The organism is Levilactobacillus huananensis (assembly GCF_003946145.1).
Classification (GTDB): domain Bacteria; phylum Bacillota; class Bacilli; order Lactobacillales; family Lactobacillaceae; genus Levilactobacillus; species Levilactobacillus huananensis.
Map to the genome: position 1 here is coordinate 99071 of NZ_RHOC01000002.1, position 12880 is coordinate 111950.

Here is a 12880-nt window from a genome sequence, read left to right on the forward strand (position 1 = left end):
CCAACCGATTCTCCTCAGGATCGGTTGTAGACCCAATGTGACGACTGACGCAGATGAAGGGTGGCACCATCTCCTCAAATGAAAGTGGGTGATTAATCGGCAGCTCCTTGGCGTTGCGAAGCATCCGCAGCGCGCCGCAGAACTTGGCCGACATAGCTAATCGCTAAACAAAGAATGATGATTTCCAGTGCGGCTGGCAACCAAGTCCACCAGTATTGCGTGATGTTATTGGGGTCATTGGCATTAGAAATCATGGTCCCGAGTGAAGGCGTCTGGCTTGGTAGCCCGAAGCCCAGGTAAGACAGCCCGGTTTCAACCCCGATGTTTTCGGCGAAGGACAGGGTACAGTCGACGATGATCAGAGAAGAAATGTTAGGCATAATTTCTCTGAAGATAATCTTCCAGTGGCTGGTTCCAGAAGTCCGGGAAGCGGCCACATAATCCTTCTCTGACTCGGCCAAGGTTCTGGACCGAATCAACCGTGACGTTCCTTCCCAATAGAAGATGGAGAAGATGAACGTTAAGGTCACGGAGTTGTAGTGTGGGATGATGGTTACCAGAACGATAATCATCATGGTCATGGGTAACATCATCATGAAGTCATAAACCCGTTGCATTCCCCAGTCGATATAGCCATTGAAGTAACCGGAGATGAGTCCCCAACAGATCCCGAAGGTGGAAGACACAATGGTCAAGCCAATCGCAATCCCGATGGAGTTACGCGATCCGACGATCAGTTGCTTGGCTACGGAACGGCCACCTGAATCGGCACCGAGCCAGAATTCAGGGGTGAACGGCTGGTTGAAGTACGCCATGATATTGGTTTCCATCATCTTAGGTGTGTTGATAAATAGGGCACCCACCATGACGAAGGCAATGAAGCCCACGATGATGAAGAGGGCGACCATGGCGGGACGATCCGCTTTAAATTCACTCCAGATGATTTTGGCCGTCGATGGCGTGGCTTCCGCCTGAGCCTCCTGCGATAGGCGGGCCAAATCAGCTGCGGAAATATCTGAATGTTGTTCGAAGTTTTCTGCCATTCTGTTTAGCCTCCTTTATTCAATCCGAATTCGTGGGTCGACGATGCTCAGGATGATATCGGAGAGCAGGGTTCCCAGTAAGTTTAAAATCCCATAAATGAGGACTAGAGCGGTGATAACCGTGTAGTCCCGGTAGCTGATCGAGTTCACGAACAGCAGGCCCATCCCGGGGTAAGAGAAGACCGTTTCGGTAAAGATTGATCCGTTCAACAGCCCAGTGATGGAGTAGCCGGCAAAGGCGGCAATTGGTAAGAGTGAGTTTCTGAAGATATGGTGTAAGTAAATGTCTCGGTTCGGCACCCCTTTGGACCGCGCCGTTCTGACGTAGTCTGAATGCTTGGCGTCGATAACTTCGGAACGCAGGTACTGAACAATGTTGACGGTACCGAACAGCGCCCCTAGGAGACCCGGTAACAAGATATGGTAGAAACGCGACCCGACGGTATGGAGCCATCCGGTAGCGTCCGAGGATATTGACCCGGTCGTTGGGAACCACCCCAAAACGTAACCGAAGATCCAAATCCCGATAACCAGGATAACGAAGAACGGAATACAGTAGGTCACGTAGGTGTAGACCCGGATAATGGTATCGGGTAACTTACCTTCGTGCCGACCCGCGAAGACCCCCATTGGGAGGGCAAAGATGTAGGTCAGAATCATCGTGAACAGTGCCAACCAGAGCGTGTTCCCGGCCCGGCCTTCAATCAGCCGCGTTACAGGTTCTTGATACTGGTAGCTGTTTCCTAAGTTCCCATGGAACAAGTGAACAACCCAGTTCCAATATTGTTGATACCAAGGGTCGTACAACCCATTGATGCGCATTAAATGCTTGATTTGCTGGGGGTCAGCCTTAGGGTTAATCGAACCGGTAAATGGGTCACCGGGCATCGCCTTAGCCAGGAGGAAGACCAGCAGACTGAGAATAATGACTTCAGGAATCATGATTAAGAAACGTCGGAGAATCGTTTTCCACATTAGGCCTGCACCTCTCCTTCCTGGGTGGCAAGTTGCTGAGCCAGAGCTTGTGGCAAGGCTACCGCGTGGGTCTTCGTAATCTGGACCAGTGGGTAGGCCTCGCCGTCATCGTCGTAGTACTTGCTTTGTTGTTCTTGGTAGACCTTTTCAACGGCCAAACGGGAGGCTCTGTGGGCTTCACGTTGGTTGACGTTGGTTTCGGGAATTGCTGCCAGAAGCCGCTTGGTGTAGATATGTAACGGGTGATTGTAGATGTCGTCACGGGTTCCAATCTCGACTAATCGACCCCGGTTCATGATGGCAATGTTGTTACACATGTGCCGCACAACCCCTAAGTCATGAGAGATGAACAGGTAGGAAATCCCAAATTCACGTTGAATCTTCTTCATAAAGTTCAAGACTTGTGCTTGAACGGAGAGGTCCAATGCAGAGACGGGTTCATCGGCAATGATGAGCTTCGGGTTGGTGGCCACCGCACGGGCGACGCCAATCCGTTGTCGCTGGCCACCGGAGAATTGGTGAGGATACTTGTATAAGGCATCTGCATCCAGTCCGACGATGTCGAGGAGTTGTAAGACACGCAGCTTCTCATCATCTTTGCTGAGGTGTTCGAAGTTTCGGAGGGGTTCGGCGATGATGTCTTCGATCCGCTTCCGGGGGTTTAGACTCGACAGGGAATCTTGGAAAATCATTTGGACGTCGCGGTTGTAGTCCAACTTGCGACGGTTATCAGCCTTAGTGATGTCTTGTCCTTTATAGAGGATAGACCCACTGGTGACCTTTTCGAGACCGACGACGGATTTGCCAGTCGTGGACTTTCCGGAACCAGATTCACCTACTAATCCGTAGGTTTCACCGGCTTCAATATTGAAGGTGATGCCATCGACGGCCCGGACGGAATCGGTGATGCGGTTCCAGAATCCAGTACGGATGGGGTAGTGAACTTTAAGATCTTTGATTTCGATTAGGCTCATGCCATCACGCTCCCCTTCTCGTCTGGAAATTCAAAGTCCTTGTAGCAGGTGCAACGGACTTCGTGACCCGGTGCAACTTCATGCATTTCCGGGTGTTCTTCGTGGGCACTGGCTGGTACCCAAGGGATCCGTGGTGCGAATCGATCACCCTTACTTGGCATCTTCTGTAAGGAAGGCACGTTACCCTGGATGACGTAGAGGTCATCATTTTCGTTGTCCCGTTGGGGCATCGACCGCAAGAGGGAACGGGTGTAAGGATGTTTTGGTGAATTGAAGATTTGTTCCGCGGTTCCTTGCTCGACAATCTGACCGGCATACATGACGGCAACTCGGTCGGCGGTTTCGGCCACAACGCCTAAATCATGAGTGATCAGGATGATACCAGCGTGGTTTTCATGTTGAATGTCGCGGAGAACATCCAAGATCTGGGCTTGAATCGTGACATCCAATGCCGTTGTGGGTTCGTCGGCAATGATTAAGTCTGGTTTACAAGCAATAGCAATGGCAATGATGACCCGTTGCCGCATCCCACCGGATAGTTCGTGGGGATATTGGTGAGCCGTTCGTTCGGGATTAACGATCCCAACTTCATTGAGCAGTTCAATGACCCGGTCATGTTTAGCTGACTTAGATAGGGAAGTATGGTAATCCATGACCTCACTAATTTGGTCCTCAATGCGCTTGAGGGGATTCAAGGCTGACAAGGGATCTTGGAAGATCATGCCAATCTTGGCACCTCTGAATTGGTTATAACCATCTTCATCTAAGCCAAGTAGGTCGGTTCCTTCAAAGTCGACGGAACCGGAAATCTTGGTTTCGGCAGGATCATGAAGGCCCATAATCGTTGTGGCTAAAGTACTCTTACCACATCCTGATTCACCAACGATGGCGAGAATTTCGTCGTGTTGGACTTGGAGGTTAATGTGGGAGATGGCGTCGTAGTAGTGTCCGTTAATCTTGAAAGCCGTGCTGACGTCTTTAATATCTAGAAAGTTTGATGCGGTTTTCACGGAAATCCCTCCCCAATGTTCTAATCTACCTCTCATTATGTAGATTAAGCCTGATGAATAAACGTTCTTGCGTATTCAATCTGCTAGCGAACAATAATTGGTTCTGATTATAATTAATCAAATTCTCATTTACAACCCTTATTTTATAATTTTAATCATGATTTCTTCATAATTACCTCACAAACTCTGATGTATCAAGTTTCTCAGACAATAGTTAAAATGATAAAAAATTTAACTTAAAACCAGGTAGTTGGACAACTTGCTTGTCTAACCATCTATTTCAGGGCACAATCTATACAATTTGTTAGAATAATATGCATGTATATTCTCTATGAGAAAGTTCTCAGGGGACCACTGCTTTCTCATCGCCATGCCGCGGTTTTGTGGTATGATATCAGTATTGGTTACATGCGAATACAGACTTTTTGAAAGCGATGGCTAGACGATGAGATTAGACTTTTCCGTTGCAGTTCATAGCTTGCTCTATCTGGATGAGAATCGTCCCCGGAAGATTGCAAGCCGCGAACTGGCAATGTCACTTCAATTGAACGCGGTGATGATCCGCAATATTCTCTCCGTACTCCATAAGCAGGGGTACATTGAAGGATCCGTTGGGAAGAATGGCGGTTACCAGCTCCTGCGCAATCTTGATGAGATTAATGTTGGTGAACTCTATGACCTGACGATTCCCCCAACCATCAGTTATGCACGGTTCATTACGGGGGATTCCAAGGGAACGCAAGCTACTGATGATACGGATATCTCGGCCAACATCTCGCAAACTTTGACGGATCTCTTTACCCTCGCTGATGAGGACTACCGAAAGTTCTATCATCAATTCACGATGACCGATCTCAAGGAGGACCTTAACAGTCACGGTTACTTTCGTCGCTTGGTAAATGGCCAGAATGACTAGGCATTTTTCTATAATTATTTTATTAAAGCGATTATAATGAGAGGTGTAAAGGGATGGTGACTACGGCCACCATTAATGGCCATACTTTCAACGCCAGGGGTGAACCTTGACGCGGCTGGTGCTAGACTTCGGTCTGGCACTTTTTTTATGTGATCGCACGTTTCGACCGTCTGAATTCAAAGGACAAAGTCTTCAACCTAACAGGTCCCCCACAAATGTTAGGTTCAAACTAAATGCACCACGGGAGAATCGTAGGCTGACATGCCAGCACACCACATTCTGAGAAGTTTAGCGCCGTAATACAACGTATTTTATGACTAGATTCTTCCATAGAATACGTGTAAATTGTAATCGTTTTCATAGCGTGCTATCATTTAGCGTAGCCGGGTTATCCCCGGTGGTTGTGTAATTTGAAAGGGGTCTTAGGTCTATGTACTGGTATGCCATGAAGTCACACGATATTCGTCGGAATCTGGCAACGGAACAATACTTAATGAACAATAAAAAATTCGATGAACCATTGGTCCTCTTTTATTATGAAGGTCCTTGCATCATCGTTGGTCGGAATCAAAATACATTGGAAGAAATTAATCAAAAGTATGTTGAAGAGCAGGGGATTACCGTCACTCGCCGGCTATCCGGGGGTGGGGCCGTGTACCAAGACCTGGGCAACTTATGCTTTAGCTTCGTGGTCGATAGCGATAGTGAGGAGATCGGGGACTTCAAGTCTTTCGTTCAACCGATCGTTGACGCCCTTCACGCTATGGGAGCCACGACCGCAGAAGTTTCTGGCCGGAATGATATCTTAGTCGATGGCAAGAAGTTTTCGGGGAATGCGATGTATTCTCACAGCGGGAAAACTTTCTCTCACGGCACGTTGATGCTAGATGTTGACCAGGACGTGATTGCACACGCCTTGAATGTTCCTGAAGATAAAATGAAGTCTAAGGGCATCAAGTCTGTGCGCTCACGAGTGACGAATCTGAAGCCATTCTTAGCACCGCAATACCAAAACTTAACCGTACCAGAATTTAGAGACACCTTGCTAAAGGAACTGTTCCATGTTGATGACCTTACTGCGATCGCAGACAAAGAGGTTCAGATTGCGGAAAGTGAACAGACCGCTATCGATAAAATTTTCAATGATTACTATGCCAACTGGGATTGGGTCTACGGCAATTCACCAGAGTTTACGGTCAAGAAACGCCAACACTTCACGGCTGGAACGATTGATGCTCGTTTGATGATCACGTCGGGGAAGATTGAAAAGATCACGTTCTTCGGGGACTTCTTTGGCCCTGGTGATGCGACTGAATTAGCGGATAAATTAGCTGGTGTGCGGTATGATCGTCAGGATGTTGCGGCCGTTTTGAACAGTGTTGACACACAGCAGTATTTTAACGGCATCGATACCAGTGATATCATTGACCTCTTAGTCGATTAACTAGCCGATTTGGGAGATCTACTGATTTTATCGGGCGAATACGTTAGAATAGAATAAATTGACTGAAGGCGTCGTCGGTTTGAGGGCGCCTTTTTCTTATTCTTAACTAATATTGAGGAGTTTAATTCTAAATGAAAGATCGTAACGTAATTGCTTGGGACATCATTTCTCTTTTTGGGTTTTGGGTAATTAACTTTTTAATGACTCGATCCTTTGTCACAGGCGGTGGTCAGGCAAATTCGATGACGGAATTCTGGCAGACATCGTTACTGGCACTGGTCCTTTACGCGATTCCAATCGTGATGGCTGCGCTTAATTGGCGGCTATCGTTCTACCTGATGGGACTGATTATGACGCTCTATACGTTGGCCCCAATTGGGGTTATCCTGACGATGTGGTATGGTCATGCGGCGATTGTGGTTCGTCTGGGGATGGCGCTGGCGAGCTTAGCGGTTATCGCAGCTAATGCTTACTGGTTGGTCCTGGCCTTACGGTTACGGAAAGCTGATCGCGAACGTGCAGACCGGCGACGGTTCCAGAAATAATAAATGAGGTGTTAAGCTAAAATGAAACGCAACGTGAATGATTTTATGGCGGCTGTTGAAGCCGATAATTTAGAACATTTCGAACAAAAGACAACCCAAGCAAAATTCTTTGCTGATCCCGATGGTGTGATGGCGCCTCTAGCAGCCTTTATGCGTGAAAAAATTCAGGCAGATGCGCTTGCCCAAGCAACGCTGACGCTGACGGATACGGACGTCTCGGTCCGCTTAGAACTTAGTGTGATTAACCTGCCATTGCAAGACACCAAGACTATCGGGAAGATCATGACGACCGACGTTGAGAAACCCTTGAATGTTTACGCCGTCATTGAGGCCGCTGATGTCAATGTCTCAGGTTTGCGAATCGATGCCTTGGCGCCGGCCGATACCTACGTCGATCAGGCGGAAACAGCGGACCAAAGCCTACACGATTGGTTAAACCTACAGATTGAAAAGCTCCAAACGGCGGAAACTAACCGCGAAGAAACCGACGTTAAGAAAAAATAAGGGTTGAATGGGTAGAGAGTCTGTGCTATGATTCTCTGTATGCGATGAGTCGAGAAATCACGCGTTCCTTGCTTGCAAGGGGCGTCCGCGCAAGCGGCTAGGTGAATTTGTCAGCAGGGCACATATGTCACCGTATTGTGACGTGTCTGATTTTGAGGGAATGTGGATTCCGAGATAAATCCATTCGTTTCGACGAATGCTGTGGAAAAAGCGTTCAATTGGTCTTTTGACCAGTTGAGCGCTTTTTGTTTTGTCTAACGTCGAGAAATCTGGATGGTTTTGAACCCGGACACGTTAGATTGCGGACTTAAAGATAGGTTGCAGTTGTAAGCGCTCACCACTATAATTTGTGTAAGGAAAGGTCGTCAAACTTGTCGTTTCTGATACGAGTAGTCAGGGTTCATGACCTATGTTTAGTGTTAAACGTCTCAGTAAATGGTTGAACTGCTAAAAGTGGGCTTTCGTGAGGAGAGAAAAATGAAAAATTTGAAAAGACTCGTGGTCCCCGTTTTATTAAGCATCTGCGGCTTGATTTTAGGATTTGGCATGTTTAATGCAACTCATGTGACTAAGGCTCAGGCGGATGAAGTAGATATTACGTTTTTTTCGCCTGTTCAAACGGATCAACCAGTTCATATATCGGCATTTACGCCGCTGTCAGTACCGAACTTCCCGGCCGGGACGACATTTAAAGATATGTATGCGCAATTGTCAGGCCTTGGAAATGAAGGCAAAACACAGTATGAGAAGGACCGAGCCGAGCTACAATTGTACTCGAACTATACGAATGGAATCTGGGGCGACGACAAGACAATCGCGCAATTTAAGAAGCTCAACGGTTCTGACGTGTCTGAAGAACAACTTAAGAAAATAACCCCTTTTTTTGAGGGCTATACGTTTAATTCGGCTAATTTTACGAAATTACGGGATCAGGCAATTGAAAAATTTAGAATTAATTCAACGACGTATAATGTCCCGACGGTTAACGATCCCGCAACGGATGACGATATTTTTATCAAAAATAACGCCAAGATTATGATTACCTACACGAGTTCAGATGGCCGCGCTCAGGTTCCTGCGGCCCGTACGATCACAGGAATATCAGGTGAGACGGTCGATGATACGGATGTTTTTCCGGTGATTCCGGGGTATACAGCGGATATAACCTCGGCGACCTTTACGGATCAGCCTGAACGGAAACTAACGGTAAATTATCAAAATAACAATCAGAATACTGGCAACACGGGGGCAACTTCTCCTCAGGAAGTACCCGAGAGATCTAGTTTTCAGGTTTACGGAAAGCAAACGTTCTACCGTTACCAGAACGTTGATTTCAAGAAGAGTGAGCGAATCCAAAAGTACGATAAGAAGCCGCGGATCTATGCGCCCGTCTTCACCGTTGTTGGGACTGCCACTTCCAGGGCTGGTAATCCACGGTATAAGCTGAGTGATGGTACGTACATCACAGCAAAGTCCGCGTATGTCGGCGCTCTCTTCTTGCAACAGGAGGTTAAAACACTCTATGTCACGAATCCAAAGGGAATTTGGACGCATGCAACCGTGATGTTTAACTATCCTACACAATACCTTCATCATATTAAGCAGGGGACCAAGGTGACAGTGACGCAGTGCGTTAAGAATGGGGCCATTACCCGCTATGTGTTGCCTAACGGAACCTTCATTACGGGGAATAAGCGTTATGTGACGGCAACGAAGCCCAAGCCGGTCTTCTATGTGAAGGCTAGAGGGGGACGCAACCTTTACCGTGACGTCAACCTGACCCAACGCCTCAAACACTACAAGAAGGGCCACATCTTTAAGGTCACCGGTTGGGATTACTCTCATGGCTGGAACACGGCCGTTCATGGCACTAAGCGCTACAAGGTGGCGGGTGGTTATATCACCGGTAATCCTAAATTAGTTAAGATCATCCAGTAGAATCGCACAACGGGTTTCTCAATACGATGAGAAACCCGTTTTGTGTGATCGCTTTACGATTGCTAAACGGGTAAACTAGGGGAAAAGGAGTCGAAGATTATGTCAGATTATCCGGTCATTGCCAATCAAACCTTGGCGTTTGATGACATCGAAATGGCGCATACTTACCAAAGCTGTACCTTCACACCGGCCAACGCGGCTATCCGCCTGATGGATGTCGAACTGGATCATTGTTCTTTTCAACAGACTAATTTTGATGATGGCGAGTTCGTTCGAGTGAACTGGCGTCACAGTCAATTGGTCAACACATCGTGGCGTGAAACCCGCTGGTATGATTGTGATTTACGCAATCTACAGTGGTCAGGAGCTGAACTGACCGGTAGTTTCTGGCAGCGATCGCGTATTCAAGCCTCAAAGTTAGTCTATGCCAATTTTAGCGAGGCTGAACTGAATCAAATGTGTTTTCTAGATTGCGATCTGTTAGAAAGTGCTTTTCAGGCCGTTCAGAGTAAGCGGGGCGTTGATTTTTCGGGTTCTCGACTAACCGGCGCTAGCTTTATTGAGACCCGGTTAGCTGGTTTCGACTGGCACACCGCGGACTTTGTTGACGTCAGTCTCAACGCAGATCTGGCGAAGGGATTAAAGATTAACCAATTCCAAGCGGCCCAGCTGATCGGTTTGCTAGGGATTGAGGTTACGGAGTAGTGTGGTTGCGTTGCCTTATGCTATTCTAGAGTGAGTCTTGAAATTATTGTGGAGGAGCTTTTGTGTCATGCAAAATGAATTGTTCGCTATTCCTGCTGTGGTGTACCTGGGATGGTTAATTCCCCTGGGGTTTGGTCTGATATTTGGGATAAGCTACGGTCTCGAGAAACGCCGTCTGGGAAACGGTATCTGGTTTTCGCTATTTTTTTATTCGTTTTTAACTATGCTCGCGATTTCGATTCTGGGCACCAATAATAAATGGTTGATTGTCATCAGTATTGCTTTATTCGTGATTCTCCTGATGGTTATTGGGGTCGTGTTCGCGCTCCAAGCATTTCTCTTGTTATGGAATGCTTGGATCGTTTGGAGACGTGAGAGTCATACGATTGCCAATATGTTGACGCTTTTTCTGGGAATTGCGATTCTCCTGGCGCCATTCGTAGTCCGATTGACCTCTCTCTACCTGCCGGTGCCGGTGGCGACAGCAATCAACCTATTTCCGTCGATGGTGATCTTCTACGTCCTATTTTGGTTTTACAACTACCTGACGATGTTGTTCATCTATCAGTTTAATCACCCGCGCTACAAGCAGGATTACCTGATTGTCCTAGGTGCGGGTCTGCTAAATGGGAATGAGGTTTCACCCTTGTTGGCTCAGCGCATTGATCGGGCTATCGCCTTTTACCAAAAGCAGCTGGTCAAGACCGGCCGGGCACCCATGATTATTTTTTCTGGGGGCCAGGGCGGTGACGAGACCATACCGGAGGGTGTGGCTATGCGGCAGTATGCATTGCGACAGGGGTTGCCAGCCGAGAATGCTATCGCAGAGGATCAGTCGAAGACCACTTATGAGAACATGGTGTTTTCCAAGGCCATCATTGATCAACGGGGACTTGCGAATCCGCGGGTGACCTTTGTGACCAACGGCTATCATACTTTTAGAGCGGGGATGATCGCTAAGAAGGCTGGACTCAAGGCCAATGGAATTGGTGCTCATACCGCCAAATTTTTCCTACCTAATGCTATTTTGCGGGAGTACATCGCCGTGTTCGTTGGCAACAAGCGTTGGCATGCGGTGGCCATTGGTCTCATGTTGATCCTGACGATTGCATTGACCTGGGCTGAATACCATCATTAGACGAAAAAACGTTGACCAAAAGGTCAACGTTTTTTTAGTTTGAAAGACTTAGTCATCATTGCGATGGGTCTGATAGCTGGCAAAGGCGGCATAGCCGACCGCCACAACTAACAAGGTCCCCACGCCGTAAAACAAGATGTTCACCAGTGCCATCATGATTGGATTCCCCCTGAATGGATTGCTACTTAGTATGATAGCAAATTCGGTATTCAGGATAAATAGGTAGCAGGCAGTTTGTTGATTTGTAATATTTACTAGCCCACTAAAGAACGAATCCGGTTATTTGACCAGGTAAACGTGATCTTTGATTAGGTCAATCGGCGTATAGTGCCGGTTCAAATCACGGGTGGCTTTATTTTCTAGGAGTTCGGCATGGTCCCAGAACTGATTAGATCCGGTGGCACCATGGGGTTCACCCAAGACAACAAAGTCCACGTCTTTATCGGACTGTCGGATGGCCTGAAGGAGTTCCCAATCTAATGGTAAGCCATCGGGAGACCAGGACATGACGACGACGCCTACCCGATCGTGGTAGGTATTCCAGGCATCCAGTGCAGAGAGGGGCTCAATCGCCGTCAAAGGATGCCGACCCGTCTCGTTTTCCTTAGTCCAGGTCTGACTATCGGTGGCGTAGACCGTCTTGTGTGCAGCCCGCAACCCTTTAGAGATGTAGCCATTACCGGCCATCACTTCGAGCACAGCCCGGTTACCAACAAATTTGGCTAGGTCACTCACGAACGGTGCTGGCGTGTAGGCCCACATCCCATAGTGGTTCTCGAGATAATCTCTAAACGAGCGCAGGTCGTGGTCCAACTCTGGCAGCGCATCGGTCAGGCTGTTCCACAGTTTGTCGCCTTGCGCATCACCAGCAGGATATTGTTGGGCTAGCTTGCGATAAATCTGGTCCTGAATATCGTCGGGAAGTTGGAGTAAGGGTAACTGTTGTGGTAGGTCACCGGCAGCCAGCATTCGGTCTGCCAGGAGGATGTTACTGATAAGAATCTTCACAGCTGGGTAATCCCCAAATTGATGGTAATAGTCTGTCATGCGGGCAATGTAGGCGGTCTTGCGTTGACTCAAGGGTTGGTGTCGAATCTTCTTTTTTAGTTTTTGCAGTTTTTTCGGGTTCACTTGGAAAATCCTTTCTGAAATAAATGAAATGCCAAAATAAAAGAGTCGATCGATTAGCCTCAACGGCTGATCGGCCGGCTCCTAAATGGTTAGTGGTCGTCAAGATGGAGATCTAACTCCTCTTGTTGGTTGGTTTCCGGGGCGGTGAAGCGATTTTCCTTACCATGCAGGTAGCCGTCGATAAGTTGATAGATTTCATAACGGTCACGACCACTCAATAATTCCCGATTGAAGCTTAATTGCTTTCCAGAAAGGAAGAGTCGGCCAAGGTCGTATTCGTCGCGTTCCGCTTTACCCGTTAGGTAATCCATGGTGACATCGAAGTATTCCGCGAGCTTGCGGACCTCTACGTAAGACGGGGTACGAATGCCGCGTTCCCAGTTACCAATTTGTGACGCAGTGTTCGAATGATCATCCGCTTCCACGGACTGTTGTTCATTTAGGGCTGTGGCCAATTGCTCCAAAGTAATGTGTTGGCCGCGTCGCAAGGCCCGAAGTCGTTCAGAAAACATGTTAGTCACCCGTTTCTTCCATTAGTCTATACGACTATTATACCA

Annotated in this window: 13 protein-coding genes; 7 read left to right on the plus strand and 6 right to left on the minus strand. The window is 47.7% G+C overall.

Going from position 1 to position 12880, the window contains the following annotated elements; genetic code table 11:
- Positions 1-92: 92 nt before the first annotated feature.
- From EKM71_RS02520 to EKM71_RS02535, 4 genes are read right to left on the minus strand one after another with little or no spacing between them, the layout of a single operon-like run.
- Positions 93-1043 carry an ABC transporter permease gene (locus EKM71_RS02520; RefSeq protein WP_125573107.1) on the minus strand — a complete coding sequence of 317 codons (951 nt, stop codon included), beginning with the start codon at positions 1041-1043 and terminating at the stop codon, positions 93-95.
- 15 nt (positions 1044-1058) lie between these two features.
- Complete coding sequence (locus EKM71_RS02525) at positions 1059-2018, minus strand: ABC transporter permease (RefSeq protein WP_125573108.1); 960 nt, start codon at positions 2016-2018, stop codon at positions 1059-1061.
- Entirely contained in the window at positions 2018-2992 is a 975-nt protein-coding gene (locus tag EKM71_RS02530; RefSeq protein WP_125573109.1) for an ABC transporter ATP-binding protein, read from the minus strand. Before EKM71_RS02530 ends, EKM71_RS02525 begins: the two co-directional genes overlap by 1 nt.
- A complete protein-coding gene (locus EKM71_RS02535; protein WP_125573110.1) occupies positions 2989-4038 on the minus strand; it encodes an ABC transporter ATP-binding protein in 1050 nt (349 codons plus the stop codon). Before EKM71_RS02535 ends, EKM71_RS02530 begins: the two co-directional genes overlap by 4 nt.
- A gap of 409 nt (positions 4039-4447) precedes the next feature.
- Between EKM71_RS02535 and EKM71_RS02540 the strand changes: the two genes are divergently transcribed.
- The 7 genes from EKM71_RS02540 to EKM71_RS02570 all read left to right on the plus strand — a co-directional run bounded on the left by EKM71_RS02540 (position 4448) and on the right by EKM71_RS02570 (position 11192).
- Entirely contained in the window at positions 4448-4918 is a 471-nt protein-coding gene (locus EKM71_RS02540) for an RrF2 family transcriptional regulator (RefSeq protein ID WP_125573111.1), read from the plus strand.
- 430 nt (positions 4919-5348) lie between these two features.
- On the plus strand, positions 5349-6362 hold the full coding sequence (locus EKM71_RS02545) for a lipoate--protein ligase (protein WP_125573112.1): 1014 nt from the start codon (positions 5349-5351) through the stop codon (positions 6360-6362).
- Between the two features lie 131 nt (positions 6363-6493).
- Entirely contained in the window at positions 6494-6907 is a 414-nt protein-coding gene (locus EKM71_RS02550) for a hypothetical protein (RefSeq protein ID WP_125573113.1), read from the plus strand.
- A gap of 21 nt (positions 6908-6928) precedes the next feature.
- Positions 6929-7411 carry a hypothetical protein gene (locus tag EKM71_RS02555; RefSeq protein ID WP_125573114.1) on the plus strand — a complete coding sequence of 161 codons (483 nt, stop codon included), beginning with the start codon at positions 6929-6931 and terminating at the stop codon, positions 7409-7411.
- Positions 7412-7888: 477 nt separating this feature from the next.
- Positions 7889-9349 (plus strand): DUF5776 domain-containing protein, encoded by a 1461-nt coding sequence (locus EKM71_RS02560; RefSeq protein ID WP_125573115.1) that lies wholly within the window; start codon positions 7889-7891, stop codon positions 9347-9349.
- 99 nt (positions 9350-9448) lie between these two features.
- Positions 9449-10054 (plus strand): pentapeptide repeat-containing protein, encoded by a 606-nt coding sequence (locus EKM71_RS02565; RefSeq protein WP_125573116.1) that lies wholly within the window; start codon positions 9449-9451, stop codon positions 10052-10054.
- A 67-nt stretch (positions 10055-10121) separates the two neighbouring features.
- Positions 10122-11192, plus strand: coding sequence for a YdcF family protein (locus tag EKM71_RS02570; RefSeq protein WP_125573117.1), 1071 nt, complete (start codon positions 10122-10124; stop codon positions 11190-11192).
- 279 nt (positions 11193-11471) lie between these two features.
- Here EKM71_RS02570 and EKM71_RS02575 read toward each other — a convergent pair whose 3' ends face one another.
- Entirely contained in the window at positions 11472-12323 is an 852-nt protein-coding gene (locus tag EKM71_RS02575) for an SAM-dependent methyltransferase (RefSeq protein ID WP_125573118.1), read from the minus strand.
- Positions 12324-12412: 89 nt separating this feature from the next.
- A complete protein-coding gene (locus EKM71_RS02580) occupies positions 12413-12835 on the minus strand; it encodes a helix-turn-helix domain-containing protein (protein ID WP_125573241.1) in 423 nt (140 codons plus the stop codon).
- Between the last annotated feature and the right edge of the window lie 45 nt (positions 12836-12880).